Below are 18,563 nucleotides of genomic sequence, written 5' to 3'. Positions count from 1 at the left end.
GAAGATCGATGCTATCGAGACATCCCATACTTTTGCGATCTGACCTGTTTCACGGCCTGGACAAAGCAAGGATAGAAGAACTGGCCGACACGGCTCAGTTCCAGATCTTCGCACCGGACGAGCGGATCATCGCCGAGGGCCAGCAGGCGTCGTTCGTCTATTGCGTGATGCGCGGCTTCGTGCGACTTTCGAAGTCGGAATCCGCGGGGCGCCAGGCAGATATCTGCATCTGCGAACCGGGTGAGACGTTCGGTGAATATCTCCTGTCGGCAGGCGGCTCCTACACCTACAGCGCATGGTCCGCCGACGGCGCAGAGGTCGCGTTGTTCGACCTTGTGGAGTTGCGGGCGCTTGCCGACCGGGACCCCGTCATGCGTCGCAACGTCATGCGCATCATGGCCCGGCATCTGCTCGGTGCCATGGATTGCATAGCGGGAGACCGGCTGCACACGGCTGCACAGCGTGTTGCGAATTACCTCGTCAGCCGCTGCCCGGCCTCAGCATCGCAGGCCACCTTTCGCCTGCCTTACCGGAAAAGAATTCTGGCCGGCAAACTCGGGGTTGCGCCCGAAGCCCTTTCGCGGGCTTTCGCTGCCCTCGGTCCTGCAGGGGTCGAAGTCAGAGGCAGGGTCGTCGTGGTTGACAGCGTCGATCTGCTGCGGAAGGCGTGCTGACCTCGGGGCAGGGCGATAACCGCGCCGGAATTCGACAACCGTCAATATGGCGATCGCTTGCTCCGTTATGGCCAGGCGCAAAAAAGCACCAGGACGGATTGTTTTTGTGATCTCGACTGTCTTCATCGCTTGCTTCAGGCCTTGTCCGCATCAACGGTGGCGCTGACGACACATGCGGATACCGTCGGACTGGCGGGCTTAATAGGGAAGTGCAGACGAACGGGCGCAACGAGCACCAACATGCGACGGAGAGCGTCCGGCGCTATTCTTCGAGGGGCCGTCGCGAGATAACCCATGCTGATGGTGCTTGCGAAGAGGTAGATGAACAGGCCCTTCGCGAGATAATTCTCAAGCGTGCCTGCCGCGGCAAATCCATTTTGCCAAACGAAGAAGCCCACGGCGGATCCAATTGCGAACCCCGTCGCCAAACGCGTGAGTATGAACCTGATCATGCGAGGCATGGCACCACCTCAGACTTAATCATTACAAATGGCCGGGCAACGGAAATGCTGGCTGGCCAATTGAGTTTTGTCAACGACTGGCGCAAGCCGTCATGCAAGCAGCGGCGGGAGCCGGAGACTACAACAGTGCATCTTCTGTCTTTCGCAGCCGGCGTTATCACGCCTGCGAATGCGTCGAGGCTGAGTGAGTTGCGAGTTGCAAGGACGATGGGCGCTAAGGACCTAGCGCGGCGGCGGCTTCTGTGGTCGCGCGGTTTGCCAGACGTGTCGGGATGCGGGAATAAAGAACGGCACCGGCCACGCCCACGACCGCATAGAGCACGAAATCAGCTTGATGGCGATCTGTCGACCAAGCCCGACGAACGCCCTCGCATCAGGCAGGGCGTCGGCTAAGGCGCCGACGAGGCTGTGGCGCGCGAACGTCCTCATCCCATCGGAATCGCCGACGTGCGAGCTTGCTATGCCAATGGTGCGGGTCGAGCGCACGGTGCCGTTTCCATTCACCGAAGGCGCCCAATAGCTACCCTTCACAACAATGATCCGGCAAGCCTTTGGACGCGCGAGACGCTAGGAGAAGATGCGCCCCGGCCTTGTCTCGTCGGGTGCTGCGCCCACATCGCGATCCAGTGAACACCTCTCCTCAATCCTGCGAGGGCGCCGAGAATTTGTTCAGCGGAGTGCCGGTTCATCAAGCCGGCTCATGCTCGGACGATTCATCAGTCAAGATCAAGCGAGTCGGATTTTTCAAGTCGAACTCAATAACACGTGGCACGAAGAGACGGGCATAGCGCGTAAAGGCGCTGGTCGGCGGAAAGCGAATTACCGTATCGCATCGGGCGAGAAGGTACATCTCTGTAAGAGCAGAGATACCACCGTCCACTCCCAGCGATGCACTGTGTAATGGCCCGGCCTGGGCCGCCTGGAAGCATTTCGGGATAGTGATTAGATCGGGGAACACACCGAGTAAATGGTCCCGTACCTGCGCGCTGTCCGTACACAAGAAAACCATCACAGGGCGTCGATGCGGTAGCGCTTTGGCCTTCTCGATGGCAGTGCACACCTGGCGTAAGGCCAACTCCGGATCGGCCCAGTAGGGCGTATGGTCCATTATATCTTCGCCATTGCCATGCCGTACGTGCACACCGATGATACTGCGCCCCTTGAAGTGCTCCTGATAGATGGCGTGAATACGAGCCTGAATTTCAGGTCTAAGGTTGAGGCTCTGAAATATCTGGCGTTCGGCAGCTTGGTCGCACCGCCACATTAAACAGGCATCACAGACTACCGTGTTGGCATCAGTATCGTCCTGGGCTTGAAGAAGCTCGGTCAGTTCGTCACGTTCCCGGAAAATTTGCTCATCGGGGCGGTAAACGCTCTCGATTGAGGGCTTGTTCCACCATGATGGGAAGAACGGTCCCGGAAATGAGAACTGGTTGATCTGGTCATCGCAAATAACCCGTACGCCAGCAATATCTTGAATCGGCTCGAAGAACACCGTAAAAGCGTTCGTGAAGGGTTGATTGAGATAGCAGGAGCCACGCCAATCGATGGCCAGCGTCCGCCCCGTTCGCTGTGCATAGCGCCAAGCTGCCGCCAGCGACCAGAGACAATCACCGAAACCAGTCCGCCGTCGAGAAACAACATACCGATCCCTCTTCAGGTCGCCAGCGAGCATGTTCGTTGCCTTGTTCTGGAAAAGCGCATCGGCTTAAATCCTGCTGAAATTTTGCATATCAATTCCCGGACCTGCATCAACGCTCGTGATTCCCGCCAATTTTATGCATGACCCTTCGTCGCACAGATTTACCATTTTACGCCAGACTGGAAGTTGCGGCGCCATACGCCTTTTCAGTCCGGGCATTGAAGCCGCCGCATAGCCCTCCGTCATCGTTCAGTCGTTTATCTCGCACCCGATCCAACCCATCGGCATCGCACTTGGCTCGGAGCGAGAGGCCGGAGCTTACGTTGCGGTACGGCTCATGTTGGCGCGCTTCGCCGATTCATCGAGGGTGGCGCCGATCTAGCCAATTCCCGTCCTTTCCCGCTACCTGATCTCTATTTCATGCGTCTTCTGGAGCATCCTGGGGAATCCGTAAAATCGATTGTTTGGATAATCTCCATCCGCTTGATGGATAAGTGTGGCCACCATTGCGTCACGGCTGCCACCGTGGCGGCGATGCTGGCGAGTCTCACAACTGCGGCTCGCTGGACAAGCAGTCGATGATCGTGCCGCGGCCCAGGTTGTTGATTCAGACGAGCTCGGTTACCTCCACTTGGAGGCCCATCGCGCCCGTTTGTTTTCCAAATGTGTTCCGCGCTACGACAACAGCTCGATCCATAGTCGCGTGGTCGTCACAGCATTATTGGACCGCCTGCTTTCACCTCTCGACGGTGGTCACCATCCGGGCGACAGTTATCGGCTTAGCCAAAAGCGACGCTCCGACCGTCTGCGGAAGATTGGGGCCAGTGCTCGGATCTAACGAAACGCAAACCGATGGGGTCCGTTCTTCAATTCGGCAAGTGGGACTAGTTCCTCGAGTCGTTTGACAGCCATAGCCGATCAATTCTATCCGGCGCTTTCAGGCTTCCGGAAGGTTTCAATCTGCTCCGGAGCTTTACCCAGAGTAGGTTAGAAAGCCGCCAATGCCGAGCCATGATAAGTTCGTCAAGGGAGCGACGACGGAAATCCGGCGTCAGCCACGACAACAGGCTCGGTCCGTTAGCAGGAACTGTGGCTCGAATTTTATCTATGGCGTGGATGGGTATCATCCAAACAATCGATTTTACGAATTGAATGGCATGATCCATTAGACGAGCATCTTGACGGAAATCAAGTCGTCGATGGCGCGCCAGTGGTGTAGAGGGGTCAAATGTGTGGCTTTGGAATGTAATGCTAGCATAAGCGTTCGATCAGCCCATTGCATCATCTTGCAATCGTCGATAGGTCGGGGTTCGCGACCAATCGTCACTTTGATCGCAAGATCGATCGTTTTGGCAAATCGGCAAAGATTATGAGGCCTTTGCATGCGATTTACGTGCGTTGGGAACCGTTGCGGAAAAGGAATCGCAACTCCGACCATGTCGAGGGAATTTACATTCGCACTCGGTACAGTCCGCAACGAGCCGCGTATTGACAGATTCAAACGAGGCGGTCTGGTGACCGCTATTTTGGGAAACGGCGTACGCTACACGCTGCCACACGCGCGTTTCGACCTGCGTCCACGCGCGGCGTCATCATCCTACCTTTGGGCGGCCGGTCTCCGAATGGCCACCAGGATAATTTACCGGAAAGGACGAGAGCAATGACGCACCTCGATTGCTCGTGCGAAGTGCACGGTGAGCGCGATGACGGCACTGGTCGTCACAGCGTTTATTTGACGTTCGACGACGGTCCGCATCCATTTTGTACACCGGAGATTCTCGATATTCTGGCTGAACACCGGGTGCCGGCAACATTCTTCGTCATCGGCGAGTTCCTGGCCGATCAATCGAAATTGATCCAGCGAATGATTGCAGAGGGGCATGAAGTCGCCAACCACACAATGACGCATCCAGACCTGTCTGACTGCGAACCCGACGAGGTGCAACGTCAGATACTCGAGACAAACAGAGCCATAAAAATGGCGTCGCCTCAGGCGGTGGTGCGGCACATCCGAGCTCCTTACGGCATCTGGACCGAAGAAGTGCTCAAGGCTTCGGCGAATGCGGAACTCACTGCCGTGCACTGGTCGGTAGATCCGCGAGACTGGTCTCTTCCGGGGCCGACGCCATTGTTAATGATGTGCTGCAGTCTGTCCGGCCGGGGTCAATCGTGCTCTTGCACGACGGTTGTCCCTCCAGTGAAATGCAGCAAGGAGCTGACCACAGTCTGCGCCACCAGACTATCATGGCGTTATCTAGCATAATTCCAGCTTTGCATGATCGCGGCTTTGTATTTCGCTCGCTTCCTCGGGAGTTCTGAAGATCCGATGGATATGCTTGACACAACCAGCACTGTCGCCGTCTCGCTTTATGCACTTCTCTCGACTGCATATAAAAGCATGCAGGCCGTTTATTCTCTGCCGACCGATGTTTCATTGGCGTCCCACGGCTTGGGCGGCTTTGACGAGCTGCCCAGCGTAGATGTCATCGTGCCAAGCTTCAACGAGGATCCCCGCACGCTTTCGGAGTGCCTGGCTTCTATTGCGGGTCAGGAATACGGGGGAAGGCTGCAGGTTTACCTAGTTGATGACGGTTCCGAAAATCGCGAGGCTTTGCGACTTGTGCACGAGGCCTTCGCGCGAGACCCCAGATTCAATATTCTCCTGCTTCCCCAGAATGTCGGCAAACGGAAGGCACAGATCGCTGCGATACGCCGCTCTGCTGGAGATATGGTGTTAAACGTCGACTCCGACACGATCCTCGCATCTGATGTCATCAGGAAGCTCGTGCCTAAAATGCAAGATGCGGCTGTCGGCGCGGCCATGGGACAGTTGACGGCCCGCAACCGAAACGACAGTTGGCTGACCCGTTTGATCGACATGGAGTACTGGCTGGCTTGCAACGAGGAGCGTGCGGCACAAGCTCGCTTCGGTGCCGTTATGTGCTGCTGCGGTCCATGTGTTATGTACCGTCGCTCTGCGCTCGCTTCGCTGCTTGACCAGTACGAGTCACAGTATTTTCGGGGAAAGCCAAGCGATTTCGGTGAGGATCGGCATCTCACCATTCTCATGCTGAAGGCAGGCTTTCGAACAGAGTACGTGCCGAGCGCCATCGCAGCGACAGTCGTTCCGAACAAGCTAGGACCGTATCTGCGCCAACAACTACGCTGGGCGCGGAGCACGTTCCGGGACACGTTGCTTGGGCTGCGCCTGCTGCCCACCCTCAATCGCTTCCTTACGCTCGACGTCGTCGGACAGAACCTCGGACCGCTGCTTCTGGCACTATCAGTGCTGACGGGACTCGCACAGCTTGCATTGACGGGCACCGCGCCTTGGTTGGCAGCCCTGATGATTGTGGCCATGACGATGATCCGCTGCAGCGTTGTAGCGCTTCGGGCCCGCCAACTACGGTTCCTCGGATTCTCTCTGCATACATTCATCAATATTTTTCTGCTACTGCCCTTGAAAGCCTACGCGCTGTGCACGCTGAGCAATAGCGACTGGCTGTCGCGCAGCTCTGCTGGCAACTCGAATCAACATCCGACGGCTGATGCACGCACTACAGAATGTTCTGGACATGCGACAGCGCCTCGAAGGCTCAAGCCCGCCCGCCATCCTGCCAGGCGAACGACGTCTGACTGCATGTGCAGCGACGAGTAAGATCTATTTACCGAGGTGAACGAGTTGACACAGAGCGACAATTATCAATTGCTGAATCGGGAACTGGCTGCACCCGATCCATGGGAACTCGACGCCAATCCATTCGAGCGTGAGCGTCACACGCAAATGCTCCGCTTGGCGCTTGCCCAGGGATCCATCTCAAGTGCGCTCGAAGTGGGATGCGCTGCCGGCGCATTTACGGTGCAGCTAGCCCCCCACTGCAAACGGCTCACCGTGATCGATGTTGTGCCTCAGGCTATAGAAAGATCGCGTCGACGCATAAGGGGTTCTCCGCACATCAGCTGGATAGTCTCTGATGTTCAACAGTTTTCACCTGACGAGAGGTTTGATCTGATCGTTGTGGCGGAAGTGCTCTACTACATCGGAGGAATAGCCGAGATGAGAGGGGCTGTTCGGAATTTAGTGCGGATGCTTGCGCCAGATGGATATCTGGTTTTCGGATCGGCGCGCGACGCCAACTGTCGTCGCTGGGGCCACGTTGCTGGTGCTGAGACGATCCTCGGCATGCTGAACGAAACTTTGCTCGAGGTAGAGCGGCTTGAGTGTCGGGGTGAGTCGGTCAACGAAGATTGCTTGCTCGCCTGTTTCCGAAATCCGTTTTCTGCCTCCTAACGGCTCAACCCTCGACGTTCAGACATGGAGACACTATGCGCATCTGTGGTATCAAATTGACCCATGACGGAGCGGACGCGCTTGTCGAGAATGGGTGGCTCGCCTTCTGCGTCGAGCAGGAGAAGCGGGGCAGCAACCCGCGATATGAAACTGTCGACAATCTCGACGCGATTGGCGCCGCTTTGGCGCAACACGGTCCGGATCCACGCGTTCTTGATCAAATCATCATCGACGGCTGGGGTGCAATGCTGAAAGTTCTCTCGAATCCGTCGAGGGCTCCGGTCTCGTTCCAATGACAGGGCATTTCCCTGCAAGAACTATCCTCGTGATAGGTGCCGCGCGGCCACCGCAGCCCGTGGCTCCGCCTCGTGGCGCCGATCTGCCTGGAGGACCCGTGCGCCTTATATAGTCAGCCCTCGAACTCCGGATTGCGAAATGTTGTTTAACCATCAGACCCGGATGAGATGCCAGGACAGAATTCCGGCTGTTGTCCATCTCGATGAATCTGCACGATTTCAGACCATCCCAGGCACTCTCTCCGTGAAGGCGCCGAGCTACTCTTCGAATGTAACAAGCTCAGGGACATTCGGCTGCTCTGCAACACGAGTGCCAATTACCACGGACGAGGCGTTTTCCCGGATTCTGCTGCAGCCCTTTAATGGAGACGCAATGAACACATACGGTGCGATGGACCAGGAAGAACCCAACCAACCGAAGAAATGCCGGTCAACGGCGCCCGACGGTCAGATGAGCGCATGTTCATGACCGCAATAGATTTTTCCGACGTAAGTAAGACATATGGCGACAAGGCCGTGGTCAGCGCGCTATCGTTCCGCGTTTCCCCGGGGAATGCTTCGGGCTGCTTGGACCGAACGGCGCGGGCAAGAGCACGATCGCACGCATGATCCTTGGCATGACAGCCCCTGATGCGGGGAAGATTACCGTGCTCGGCGTGCCGGTGCCTGCCCAGGCTCGCTTGGCGCGAAAGGGTATCGGCGTGGTGCCGCAATTCGACAACCTTGAGCCTGAATTCACTGTGCGCGAGAATCTGCTGGTCTACAGCCGCTACTTCGGCATGAATACACGCAAAGTCGAGGCGGTCATGTCGTCGCTCCTTGAGTTTGCACGCCTAGAGAGCAAGGTGAATGCGCGTGTGTCTGAACTTTCAGGCGGCATGAAGCGGCGCCTGACGCTAGCGCGTGCGTTGATCAATGACCCGCAGCTACTTGTCATGGACGAGCCGACCACCGGTCTCGACCCGCACGCGCGCCACCTGATCTGGGAGCGCCTGCGTTCCCTGCTTACGCGCGGCAAAACGATCATCTTGACCACCCATTTCATGGAAGAAGCCGAACGGTTATGCGATCGACTCTGCGTACTCGAAGGAGGTCGCAGCATTGCCGAAGGGCGTCCGCATGACCTGATCGATGAACTGATCGGGTGCGAAGTCATTGAGATCTACGGCGGCGATCCGCATGAGTTGGAATCGCTGGTCGGGCCATATGCCGATCGCATCGAAATTAGCGGCGAGACCCTTTTTTGCTATGTGTCCGACCCGGAGCAGGTGCGTGTGCGGTTACGGCAGCGCGCGGGCTTGCGCATTCTGCAGCGTCCGCCGAATCTTGAGGATGTATTTTTGCGGTTGACCGGGCGCGAGATGGAGAAGTGAACGATGGATGAAGGTTGTGCTGCGGCTCTGCCCGCCAACGCTTTTAACTGGATTGCGATATGGCGACGCAACTATCTGGCATGGAAGAAAGTAGCACTTGCGTCAATTGTTGGAAGTCTGGCCGATCCTATGATCTACCTGTTTGGCCTCGGCCTTGGCCTCGGAATTATTGTGGGTCGCGTTGACGGCACAACCTACGTTGCATTCTTGGCGGGCGGCATGGTGGCGACAAGCGCGATGACGTCTGCGACGTTCGAGACGATTTACGCGGCCTTTACGCGAATGCACGCCCAACGCACCTGGGAAGCCATGCTCTACACACAAATGACACTTGGGGACATCATCCTGGGTGAGTTGGCATGGGCAGCGAGCAAGGCATTTCTTGCCGGTACGGGAATCATAATCGTCGCCACCGTGCTAGGCTATGCGACGTGGCCATCAGTCGTCTATGTGCTGCCAATTATCATGCTCACTGGATTTGCATTCGCGAGCCTTGCGATGGTAGTCACGGCGCTTGCGCCCAGTTACGAGTATTTCATTTTTTACCAGACGCTCGTCCTCACACCAATGCTGTTCTTGTGCGGCGCGGTGTTTCCAATCACGCAACTGCCCCAGACTTTTCAGCAGGTAGCGCAGTTCTTGCCTCTAGCGCATGCGATCGACCTCATACGCCCGGCAATGCTTGGGCGCCCCGCGAGCAGCATGGGCCTGCATATAGGCGCGCTTTGCATCTACGCGCTTTTGCCGTTCTTCCTGTCGGCAGCGCTGTTGCGTCGGCGCCTGATGTCTTGACGCCACTCGCCACCACGCCAGGAGGGGTATTGCGATGCAGTGTCTTGAAAAGACCCGCAGAGCTCTGAAGATAATCATCATAGTCCGGGAACAAACGAACCCATGTCGGCGCCGGCGAGACGATGCAGGTTTTTCGCTCTGCAACTGGCCGAACTCGGAAGCAAACACCCTTCAGGAAGATCCGGCGTGTATCAGGAGAAAAGCAAATGAAGGTCATCTCAATCGCTACGGCGCTCTTTGCTCTGGCGTGTCCCGCGAACGCGTTCGAAAACAAAGCGGTCGCGGCTACGCTTATCTTAAGGACCGATCGTACGATTGCCGGTCAGCCCATCATCGTTCCACGGAAGGATGTCGAGGTCATCGCTTCGATTTATGAGATTGCGCCCGGTGCGACGTTACCAATTCATCAGCATCGCTATCAGCGCTATGGCTATGTGCTTTCGGGGGAGATCACGGTCACCAATACAGAATCTGGGAAAGAAAGCATTTTCACGGCAGGGGATTTTATCGTCGAGTCCTGGGGCATATGGCATAAAGGGGCGAACAACGGCACCGAGCCGGTAAAGCTGCTCGTGATCGATCAGGTGGAAAAGGGCAGTGAGAATGTTCTGCCGCAAAAATAAAGACGTTGAGGTATTACCGGAGGGCAATCTGGCGCCACGGCTCGGATGTGGTGAACCCGTCCCATATTAGGGGTTGGTTTGCCGCTCCTTGCTAATGTCGATTGGAGCTGCGTGAACCTTCGACTTGCGTCGTCGACAAACTGTCGAGGAGGTTGTTTCATTGGTCGGCTGAACGGCGGGCGTAGGAGAGCATCTGTCCAGTTCCTCCATACTTGGTCGTCAGTCAGCGCGGCTGTTGGGCCAGCGGCGACAGGATCATCGATCATCCGTGAGACTGTAGCGGCGGCGTTTCAAAGAGGCTCCTCATTCCGACGCCATGAATCACGCCGAACGACAAAACCACGAAAGAATGCTAGGAAATCCTGAGACGTCTCATTACCTCATGGGGCGAAGGCATGCGGGATGCTTCCTGGCATAGCACGTCCCGCATCCAGAGGCTTGCCTGATCACTATTGTGAAGCGCGGGCCATTGGAGGGCCTGTGTGAACGCGGGCAAAGGTAGCGGAAGGTCAGCGATCCGCAGGGGTATTGTCTTTTCGAGCTGCTTGACCAGGCGTAAGGGCATTGTCGCTATGCGCTCGGTCCCTGAAAGCATGAACGGAACCATGCTGAAGCCCTGCACGACTACTTCGACATGTCTCTTAAGCCCGTGCCCAAGCAAACACCATTCCTCGATGGAAGCAGCGTTCCCAAACTTCACCACAACGTGCCCCATCGACATATACCTCTCGAGTGTAAGTTGCTCCGAGAGTAGCTTGTTCGAGCGGCAGCCCACGCACACGAGGGTCTCCTCGAATAACGCCACCTTAGGATGTGCGCGCGACATGAGCAATTCCGGAAAGATGAGAAAATCGGCGTCACCGCGCCGCAAGTAATCATCGTAGTTATCGGCGATCGGCAGCAACTCGAAGCTGACGGCGGGCGCTTCTCGGGCGACACGCGTCACGACCTTTTCAAAAAAAACGAGTGCGGCGTAATCGGAAAGAATGACTCTGAAGCAGCGATCCGATTGAGCAGGGCAAAACGGATCCCAGGATATGATCGAAACCTGGATGTGAAGCAGAGCCTCGCGGACCGAAGGCGCGAGCCGCTCCGCACGCGGGGTTGGAACGAGTTCGCGACCGACCATGGTAAAAAGGTCGTCATTGAAATAGGTGCGTAACCTGCCGACGGCCGCGCTCATGGCCGGTTGGCTCAAGTTGATGCTGCGCGCTGCCGCCGTGAGATTACGCTCGGTCATCAAGGCGTCGAGTGCGACGAGGAGATTCAGATCAAGGCCCTTGAACCGCATGTCTTCATCCATAGCGAGGTGGCGAGATAAAAGGTGAAAAGGCTTGGTCTCGCAGTGTGCGCCGCCACGAGAGATCAGCAAGCAAAGGGTCGCCTAAAATTGAGAAAGTATCGATGTTCCAGCCGCCGTGGCTTTGATGGTCTTACTGCTACCTTCAACCGACACAATTCAGTGGTGCCTGATCATTCTGGCGAGTAGCAGTGTTTTCCGCGGATAAAGGTTTCGGTCTGCGACGTCGATCACTTCGGCGCCTTCAATATGTACTTCGGGGGGTAAGACGCACTCGTAGCACTCACCTTCTTCGGCAGGAGTATCTTGGCAATTGAAGTCTTGAGTGTGCTCCGCTGAATGGGCTTTGTCAGCACCATTCAGGTTTGCGCGGGGGTCACTTGCCGCCGGGCCACAATCTTGGTTACGATCATCTGCTGCAAGTGACGGCCCGGCCCGCAATGTCAATGCGAGCAACGCTGCAACGATGACGTAGTAACCAATAACCTTCATGAGACGTTTCCTTTCTTCGACTAAGGCCAGGCGATACCAGGTAGGATTGATGCCATTCCCGCCGCCAGTGCTTCGGGGCTACAGGCGTTGTTGGATTGGTTGAGAGCCTTTCAACGGATCATACCCGGTGGAGTGGAGACGGCCGTCTATGGAGCATCCGCGAAAATTGGTGAAATCTATTGTTTAAATGCGAGTCATCCATTTGATGCATGTAGACGACGTCTTGCCTGCCCGAGCCAACAAGTGTCGCCAAACCCACTGTTTTCAGGGGCGCCTTTTCACCCAGTCCTTCTATCCTCAGTGGGCTTGCGCATGTCGTTGCCGCCATCCCCTTCATCCGGGATAGCAAAGGGCGCCGCGTGCGGGAGGGACACCCCTGCGTCTCCCGTCAGGCTACGACATTTTGTTCGATCGGCTGCCTTGTATGGAGAAGACCGGATTCCTGACGTTTCAGTGTCATCGTTTGCAATGAGATAGAGGTAATGGCCGCAAGCCGGCTGGGTCGACCACGTTTAGCTTCCATCGCGGAACGTCGCCATTAGCTTTCGACGTTCATTTCGAATGATCGTAGCGTGATGAACAAGTCGGTCTACCGCGGCAAGCGTCATGGCCGGGTCCGGAAAGACGAGGTTCCATTCTCCAAAGGGCTGATTGGCGGTGATGATGATGGACCGCCGCTCATATCTTGGGAGATGAGTTCGAAGAGCACGCGGGTTTCGGCCTGGTCCTGGTGACGTAGGCCAGGTCGTCGAGGATAAGCAGATCGAACTTGTCGAGCTTTGCGACGGCGGATTCGATCTGGAGTTCACGCCGTGCGACCTGCAGTTTCTGGACGAGGTCGGTCGTGCGAGTGAACAGCACCCGCCAACCGTTCTCGATCAGCGCGAGGTCGAGGGCCGCGGCGAGATGGCTCTTTCCGCCGCCCGGCGGACCGAACATGAGGATATTGGCACCTTTCGCGACCCAGCTGTCGCAGCGGCAATGGCCATGACCTGGGCCTTGGAGACCATAGGGACTGCATCAAAATCAAAGCTGTCGAGCGTCTTTTCCGGTGGCAGGTTTCGCCTGGGCAAAATACGCCGACGCTTTGCGCAGAATCTCGTTGGCCTGACGAAGCTCGCGGCTCTCCCGCTCAAGAGCATTCATATTCTCGGCGACATCGTTCGGCCGGCCTGCTCGCTTACCGCTATCGACCTCGGTCTTCTTCACCCATTCGTGCAGCGTGCGTGGCCGGCGAGCAGCCGATCTTGGCCGCGATAGATGAAACGGCAGCCCACCGCGCGGGTGCTCGGCTTCGTGATCCAGCACCATGCGGATGGCACGCTCACGGACTTCAGGCGAGAATTTGTTCGTTGTCTTGCTCATATCGGCTCCAATCTCTCATGAGTTGAAGCCTCCGGCAAACTCGGCGCGGTTCTTGAATCCCAAAAAGGGAACCGGCTATAGGCTTGTGTTTTTAAGCAAAACGTCACCCTCCACTCCTAGGTCCTGTTGACAAAGTCAGCAGTGATAATGCGATAAGATGGCTCCTAACGGAGGATTTGATGTCTGGAGCTGATCGGGAAATACGACTTCGACTTAGTGTGCAACGCGCCTTGCTCGGGGCCGTATCATCGACGCTCGCCGCCGTTACGTGTGGCTGGAGTGGCAACGAGATTGTCCTCGAATTCTTGGTCGATCCCGATTTCAGCGATGATGACCGCGAACGCATGGAGGTAGTCGCATCCGAGGTCATCTCGGATTTCGGTTATGAAACAATAATGACTGTCTTCACATCCCCACCATCGGATGGACCGAAGGTTCCGGTTGATAGGCGATGGTGGGCTTACAGGCGATTTGAGCCATTGCTGGGCTAAAGGCGTTCCATGAAGTGCGGCAGCCAGATTTTTGCGGCGGCCAGCAAAAGGAACGCTTCGAAGGAAGTTCGGGTCTTGTCGTAACGGGTGGCAATCCGTCGGAGCTGTTTGAGCCGGTTGAACATTCGTTCGATGCGGTTGCGGTCTTTATAAACTTTGAAGTCGCAGGAAGGCGGGTCTTTCCGGTTCGCTTTTGGCGGAATCACGGGCCGAATGCCGTGGATCAGCAACTCTTCGCGGGCGGAGTCGCCGTCGTAGCCCTTGTCAGCAAGGAATGATTTAGGTTTGCCAACGGGTATGGTAAGAAGCGCTGGAACGGCGCTAGCTATAATTAGAAGCCTCGCCACCTGTCAGGACAAAGCCGAGAGGACGTCCCTGACCGTCTGCGCGGGCATGGACTTTTGTCGTAAAGCCGCCGCGTGATCGACCAAAACCCTCCTTATAAGTCCCCCTTTAGCGCCCGCAGCCTGCGAATGGCCGCGAACCGTGGTGCTGTCAATTATATGTTGCCAGTCATCGGTCAATCCAAGTTCGACAAGCGTTTCCAGAAGTGCGTCCCAAACACCTTGTTCGGCCCAGCGGCGGAAACGAACATAGACCGAATTCCACTTTCCATATCGCTCGTGCATATCGCGCCACGGACAGCCGACGCGCAGAACATGGAGCATCCCGTTAAAAAAGCGGCGGTTGTCGTGGGATGGCCGAGACTTGCGACCACGCTCGGTCGGCAATAGCGGTTCGACAATCCGCCATTCCTCATCACTCAAATCGCCTCGTGCCATAGCTGCTTCCTAAAAAGCAGTCTTGAATCACGCCTAGGCTGATTTGGGAATCCACTTTGTCAACAGGACCTAGTCTCAACCGAAATCGGAGGGTCAAACCGAACCCACTCGTACTCAGAAAGATGGTTCTTGGGACGGCGTATCGAGCCCGAGAGATCCCATTCCTTAGCGCTGTCATTGCCATTGCTGGGATGAAACTCGATCATCCCGTTTCGGTCGCTGATCGCAACCTCGGATAGCCTCATCCGATCCCGATCAGAACCCATTTTCTCCTTGAAGCGTGCAGCGGCTCTGGGGTCTGGCTCAAAGCAATAGAGCTGGGCGCTCGGAAGAAGGCGCAGAAAGCGTTGAGCATCGCTTCCGTCATTGCACCCAATGTCAAAGATTACAGGGTTAGGCTTATCGAGAAGCGAAACGATCTGTCGATGTACGTTTAACTCACACACCGGATCCATCACAGTCTCCTTAACTTTTCGAAGTGCCCCTGCTGAACGAGCTCGGACAGGATATCACTGAAATACCGAGCCATTTGGCCCTTCTTTCGACATGGTTGTTGACGCGTCGCCGTGCGATTAGGTGGGCACGGCGCATTGTCGGTCGCGGGCTTTGCTATTCGCGAGTTTGTTTGGCGTAACGACGCGACCCCAAGCTATGCTGAAAGCCCACTAGTCACCGAGGCCTCAGCGGGGACGGATACCTGTGATTTGCGGCCACGTACCGGGCTTAAGCATATGCAACGCTGCTCCCAAATCTGCCGAAGTTCATTTAGGAAAGTCTCACGACTACCTGAAACAGGCGCGATTCCATCCAAAATGTCGCCAACCAGGGCTTCTCCCTCAATCCTAATTAGCTGTTCAAACAACTCCGGTGAAATACGCACGGCCTGCAGGCTGGAGGCGCCTGTGCGGATCTCACATACAGTCTCTTGCCGATCCAGGGTGGAATATGCACGCGCCTGATGGAGACTTGCGTAAGGTGGCAAGGAAACTGCTAGTTTATTCCACTCCTCCATCGTTGAGATTCGCTTCTTGACGAGAAATGGACCGATCACAAGTGCATCCAGGTCGGTCGTCAAAAAAGTCGTTACGGCATCCCTAACCGAATCCACTACCGGCTCGGCGTTGTTGTTAAACGACGTGTTGAGCAAGATCGGAACGCCGGTTCGCTTCCCGAAAGCATTGATTAGCTCCCAATATGCGGGATTTGTCTCGCGTGACACTGTCTGCAAACGAGCCGTACCATCTACGTGCGTGATGGCGCCTAGCGAACTACGCTTGGGTTCGCGCACAGACACTACGAAATTCATAAAAGGAAATTTGCGCAAGGTACCTGGCAGATCAAAAAATTCCACGGCGTCCTCCTCCAATACCGAGGGAGCAAATGGGCGGTAGCCTTCCCGCTTCTTGACCATCATATTAATTCGATCCTTGTTTGACGCCGGCCTCGGATCAGCAAGAATACTCCGGTTGCCTAGCGCCCGTGGACCGAACTCCGAACGCCCCTGCACCCAGGCGATCACGGCGCCATCCGCAATCCATTCGGCTGCTTTGCCTGTCACGTCATCACTCCGTTCAATTTCGAGATGCTGGCCCCAAGCAAAAAGTTCCTCCTCCACGCTTCCTTCGCTCTCCAGGTCGGGTCCCCAATAGACGTTTTGCAAACGCTCACGAGGTGCCGGATGCCCCAGATCATGAGACGCCATCAATGCGGCGCCTAGTGCGCAGCCAGCGTCATGGGCAGCCGGTTGCACGAAGATGTCGTCAAACATCCCCGAGTACAGCAGCTTGCCATTCAAAGTGCAGTTGTGAGCCACTCCTCCGGCCAAACACAGTCGTTCGATGCCCGTAACCTTGGTGTAATGCCGTAGGACGTGGAACACGATCCGTTCCAGTGCTTCCTGCAGTGAAGCACTCACATCTTTATGCTGCTGCGTGAACGGCATGCCTTTCTGGCGTATTTGAATGTTACTGAGCAACGTAGGACCAACTCGGTCGAGATGGACCCGATAACCACCGTCGTCTAGGAGTTCGTAAAATTGTTCGAAGATCTCGCGGTACGAAGCGGGATTGCCGTAAGGTGCCAGACCCATGATCTTATATTCATCGAACGCGCCATAACCTAGGTAGCGGATCGTTTCCAAGTATAGCAGCCCTAGAGAATCATTCTCCGGAAATGTCACGAGTGGCTCAATCTCCGTGCTGGAACCAATCGCCAAAAGCCCCGAAAGAAAGTCTCCACCGCCGTCAATTGAGAGGACCAAACTTCGCTCGAAGCCCGACATGAAAAACGAGCTCACCGCGTGCGACATATGGTGGCTCACGAACGACACACGTGAGGGATCAATTTCGGCACCAAATTCTTGCCCGAGTAATCCGCACAACAACAGTCTCGCGTCCGGTATTGGGGTACTTGGGTGAGAGAGGCGCACGCGCTCGAGCACAGCGTTGCAATAGGCCTCGGTCGCATAATACGCGATGCGGTCGATGTCGCTCAGGTGAACACCTGCAGATGCGAGGCAATATTGAATCGAACGCGTTGGTAACTTGTTGGAGTGCTTGATCCGGTTAAGGCGCTCCTCCTCGACCGCCGCTATCACTCGCCCGTCGCGAACGAGAACCGCAGCCCCATCGTGCATAAAGGTGTTCGGTAGATCGAACGAATTTTCGTAGACTCTGCTTAGACCGCCACTGAGCCCTAGACACAGCATGTTGCTCTCCAGTTCGTTTCGAAAGGTAGGTCGCTCTGGTCTGGCCACCGGCTTTCGCAGTTTCATAGGGTGGCGCTTGACAGTGCAGCTAGAGCTCACGGGTCGAAGCCGAAATCAGATCGTGACCGGATCGGTGAGATTGCCGACAATCGGCGCTAACAGAGCCCCAGACCGAAGCATTTGCGGCAGTAACGCCGCGTAACGTATCCACATTACCCAGTCCTTCATCTTTCCGCCCGACAGCCACAACGACGTTTGGTGGTCGCTGCAAAGGTCGCAGACCGTATCCTTGCAGCGGCGAGTGCGCCTGCGTTGGCTCCGAGGCATAGCACACAGAATTCCGCCGCCGGCCTCCGTCATTCGCATATGCGCCAGTACCGAACTCAGCTCCCACGCGGTGGGGCCGCCATTGATAATCACGTCGAACGGCGCCCACGGCGTGAGAACCGATCTGCAACAAACGCTAGAAGGGGAAGCAGTAGAAAGATGACCAGCGCGCGGTGAAGACGAATAGGAGGCGGCATCGACCGGGGCAAAAGTGCGTCCCGTGAGAGCCCACTGAAACGTCGAGAAGCAACGACCAAGATTCTACCCGATCACGTCGAGCGCAAGATAACGATCGAGACCAGGCAGCAGACCGACTGCCTCATCTCGTTTTCCCAGCACAGTCTCCACGGCACCCGAGGACCCATTTTAAGAACTCCGAATTACGGCTTTTACAAAACGCTTCTTCAGCGTCTTCTAATGGCAACCGTTTCGATCAGTAAAATCGATTGTTTGGATGGAATGCATTCACGAAAACGATGGCGTGACTCAGCAGTGAAGCGAGCGGCGACCCCATCCTTCTCTCTATGGCGGCCGTGTGCAAGGCAGATCCGCCTGTGACATTCGACCGACAAACTCCTCGTGTCTTGTCATAAAAGCAACACTCCTTCGCTACTCTTGTTTCAGCCGACAAAGCCAAGCCGCATGTTCGTCTCGGCACATCAATGAGCCTAATGGCGGCGCTAGCTGCAAGGAAACTGCGTTCGGTCTTGGTCAGCACCGCCGCTGCGAGTGCCGCGAAACGTGGGCCAAGCGCTTCAACATTTTCCCCGGCGTAAGTGCGCAGCATCTGGTCTTTGAAGCGCCAGCCGACGAAGGAGAAGCCTGGGTTGGTGCGCGGCTCCTTCACCACTTTAGGGACCGGGACGATAAATCGGCAGAGGCCGCGGTAACTCCAAAAAATAATGCGGCGCTAAAAAATTGGCCTCAGGCTAGACCGTGGGTATAGA

The 18,563-nt window shown here is 56.2% G+C and carries 13 protein-coding genes and 7 pseudogenes; 9 read left to right on the top strand and 11 right to left on the bottom strand.

The features are described 5' to 3' along the window. Window positions 1-8: 8 nt before the first annotated feature. Window positions 9-674, top strand: a complete 666-nt coding sequence (locus tag MHI61_RS01635; RefSeq protein ID WP_011053469.1) for a Crp/Fnr family transcriptional regulator — start codon at window positions 9-11, stop codon at window positions 672-674. 275 nt (window positions 675-949) lie between these two features. Here MHI61_RS01635 and MHI61_RS01630 read toward each other — a convergent pair. Both MHI61_RS01630 and MHI61_RS01625 read right to left on the bottom strand, forming a co-directional pair. Then, a pseudogene (locus MHI61_RS01630) lies at window positions 950-1,135 on the bottom strand (hypothetical protein); the annotation flags it as partial. Between the two features lie 688 nt (window positions 1,136-1,823). Continuing rightward, window positions 1,824-2,810, bottom strand: a complete 987-nt coding sequence (locus MHI61_RS01625) for a nodulation protein NodZ (protein WP_010025697.1) — start codon at window positions 2,808-2,810, stop codon at window positions 1,824-1,826. Window positions 2,811-4,437: 1,627 nt separating this feature from the next. On the opposite strand from MHI61_RS01625, the pseudogene nodB reads away from it, so the two are divergent. The 8 genes and pseudogenes from nodB to MHI61_RS01585 all read left to right on the top strand — a co-directional run bounded on the left by nodB (window position 4,438) and on the right by MHI61_RS01585 (window position 10,152). Continuing rightward, a pseudogene (gene nodB / locus MHI61_RS01620) lies at window positions 4,438-5,096 on the top strand (chitooligosaccharide deacetylase NodB). 7 nt (window positions 5,097-5,103) lie between these two features. Next, entirely contained in the window at window positions 5,104-6,435 is a 1,332-nt protein-coding gene (gene nodC, locus MHI61_RS01615) for a chitooligosaccharide synthase NodC (RefSeq protein ID WP_029875592.1), read from the top strand. Window positions 6,436-6,450: 15 nt separating this feature from the next. Further along, window positions 6,451-7,068, top strand: coding sequence for a nodulation methyltransferase NodS (gene nodS, locus MHI61_RS01610; RefSeq protein ID WP_239789234.1), 618 nt, complete (start codon window positions 6,451-6,453; stop codon window positions 7,066-7,068). A 35-nt stretch (window positions 7,069-7,103) separates the two neighbouring features. Beyond that, window positions 7,104-7,307, top strand: a pseudogene (locus MHI61_RS01605) (carbamoyltransferase N-terminal domain-containing protein); the annotation flags it as partial. A gap of 129 nt (window positions 7,308-7,436) precedes the next feature. Continuing rightward, a pseudogene (locus MHI61_RS01600) lies at window positions 7,437-7,724 on the top strand (carbamoyltransferase C-terminal domain-containing protein); the annotation flags it as partial. 99 nt (window positions 7,725-7,823) lie between these two features. Then, window positions 7,824-8,737, top strand: a pseudogene (nodI, locus tag MHI61_RS01595) (nodulation factor ABC transporter ATP-binding protein NodI). A gap of 3 nt (window positions 8,738-8,740) precedes the next feature. After that, a complete protein-coding gene (locus MHI61_RS01590; protein ID WP_011053461.1) occupies window positions 8,741-9,529 on the top strand; it encodes an ABC transporter permease in 789 nt (262 codons plus the stop codon). A gap of 206 nt (window positions 9,530-9,735) precedes the next feature. Next, window positions 9,736-10,152 carry a cupin domain-containing protein gene (locus tag MHI61_RS01585; protein WP_010020624.1) on the top strand — a complete coding sequence of 139 codons (417 nt, stop codon included), beginning with the start codon at window positions 9,736-9,738 and terminating at the stop codon, window positions 10,150-10,152. Window positions 10,153-10,504: 352 nt separating this feature from the next. Here MHI61_RS01585 and nodD1 read toward each other — a convergent pair whose 3' ends face one another. From nodD1 to MHI61_RS01540, 9 genes and pseudogenes are all read right to left on the bottom strand, one after another. Beyond that, entirely contained in the window at window positions 10,505-11,443 is a 939-nt protein-coding gene (nodD1, locus tag MHI61_RS01580) for a transcriptional regulator NodD1 (protein ID WP_029532439.1), read from the bottom strand. A gap of 168 nt (window positions 11,444-11,611) precedes the next feature. Further along, window positions 11,612-11,944: a nodulation protein NolE gene (gene nolE, locus MHI61_RS01575; protein WP_010022281.1), complete on the bottom strand. Its 333-nt coding sequence runs from the start codon at window positions 11,942-11,944 to the stop codon at window positions 11,612-11,614. Between the two features lie 388 nt (window positions 11,945-12,332). Continuing rightward, window positions 12,333-13,002: pseudogene (gene istB, locus MHI61_RS01570) on the bottom strand (IS21-like element helper ATPase IstB); the annotation flags it as partial. Window positions 13,003-13,015: 13 nt separating this feature from the next. After that, window positions 13,016-13,309 (bottom strand): annotated as a pseudogene (locus tag MHI61_RS01565) (transposase); the annotation flags it as partial. Between the two features lie 487 nt (window positions 13,310-13,796). Continuing rightward, the gene (locus MHI61_RS01560; RefSeq protein ID WP_237359921.1) at window positions 13,797-14,147 is read right to left on the bottom strand and encodes a transposase; all 351 of its coding nucleotides are present in this window, start codon (window positions 14,145-14,147) and stop codon (window positions 13,797-13,799) included. 3 nt (window positions 14,148-14,150) lie between these two features. Next, a complete protein-coding gene (locus MHI61_RS01555; RefSeq protein ID WP_239789233.1) occupies window positions 14,151-14,582 on the bottom strand; it encodes an IS5 family transposase in 432 nt (143 codons plus the stop codon). 59 nt (window positions 14,583-14,641) lie between these two features. Further along, window positions 14,642-15,037 carry an FkbM family methyltransferase gene (locus MHI61_RS01550; protein ID WP_011053455.1) on the bottom strand — a complete coding sequence of 132 codons (396 nt, stop codon included), beginning with the start codon at window positions 15,035-15,037 and terminating at the stop codon, window positions 14,642-14,644. A gap of 194 nt (window positions 15,038-15,231) precedes the next feature. After that, window positions 15,232-17,289 carry a carbamoyltransferase gene (locus tag MHI61_RS01545; RefSeq protein WP_011053454.1) on the bottom strand — a complete coding sequence of 686 codons (2,058 nt, stop codon included), beginning with the start codon at window positions 17,287-17,289 and terminating at the stop codon, window positions 15,232-15,234. Window positions 17,290-18,049: 760 nt separating this feature from the next. After that, a complete protein-coding gene (locus MHI61_RS01540) occupies window positions 18,050-18,466 on the bottom strand; it encodes a hypothetical protein (protein ID WP_011053452.1) in 417 nt (138 codons plus the stop codon). Window positions 18,467-18,563: the final 97 nt, after the last annotated feature.

Origin of the sequence: Rhizobium sp. K102 (assembly GCF_022385315.1) — a bacterium.
GTDB classification, from domain to species: domain Bacteria; phylum Pseudomonadota; class Alphaproteobacteria; order Rhizobiales; family Rhizobiaceae; genus Rhizobium; species Rhizobium croatiense.
Note: the sequence above shows the minus strand (reverse complement) of the source record. Positions and strands in the feature narration are given on the sequence as shown.

What these genes read in the sequence shown, in the direction of transcription:
- MHI61_RS01625 (WP_010025697.1), bottom strand. Translation starts at nt 2,810, where the DNA reads ATGCTCGCTGGCGACCTGAAGAGGGATCGGTATGTTGTTTCTCGACGG.
- nolE (WP_010022281.1), bottom strand. Translation starts at nt 11,944, where the DNA reads ATGAAGGTTATTGGTTACTACGTCATCGTTGCAGCGTTGCTCGCATTG.
- MHI61_RS01545 (WP_011053454.1), bottom strand. Translation starts at nt 17,289, where the DNA reads ATGCTGTGTCTAGGGCTCAGTGGCGGTCTAAGCAGAGTCTACGAAAAT.
- MHI61_RS01635 (WP_011053469.1), top strand. Translation starts at nt 9, where the DNA reads ATGCTATCGAGACATCCCATACTTTTGCGATCTGACCTGTTTCACGGC.
- MHI61_RS01550 (WP_011053455.1), bottom strand. Translation starts at nt 15,037, where the DNA reads ATGGATCCGGTGTGTGAGTTAAACGTACATCGACAGATCGTTTCGCTT.
- MHI61_RS01585 (WP_010020624.1), top strand. Translation starts at nt 9,736, where the DNA reads ATGAAGGTCATCTCAATCGCTACGGCGCTCTTTGCTCTGGCGTGTCCC.
- MHI61_RS01555 (WP_239789233.1), bottom strand. Translation starts at nt 14,582, where the DNA reads ATGGCACGAGGCGATTTGAGTGATGAGGAATGGCGGATTGTCGAACCG.
- nodD1 (WP_029532439.1), bottom strand. Translation starts at nt 11,443, where the DNA reads ATGCGGTTCAAGGGCCTTGATCTGAATCTCCTCGTCGCACTCGACGCC.
- MHI61_RS01590 (WP_011053461.1), top strand. Translation starts at nt 8,741, where the DNA reads ATGGATGAAGGTTGTGCTGCGGCTCTGCCCGCCAACGCTTTTAACTGG.
- nodC (WP_029875592.1), top strand. Translation starts at nt 5,104, where the DNA reads ATGGATATGCTTGACACAACCAGCACTGTCGCCGTCTCGCTTTATGCA.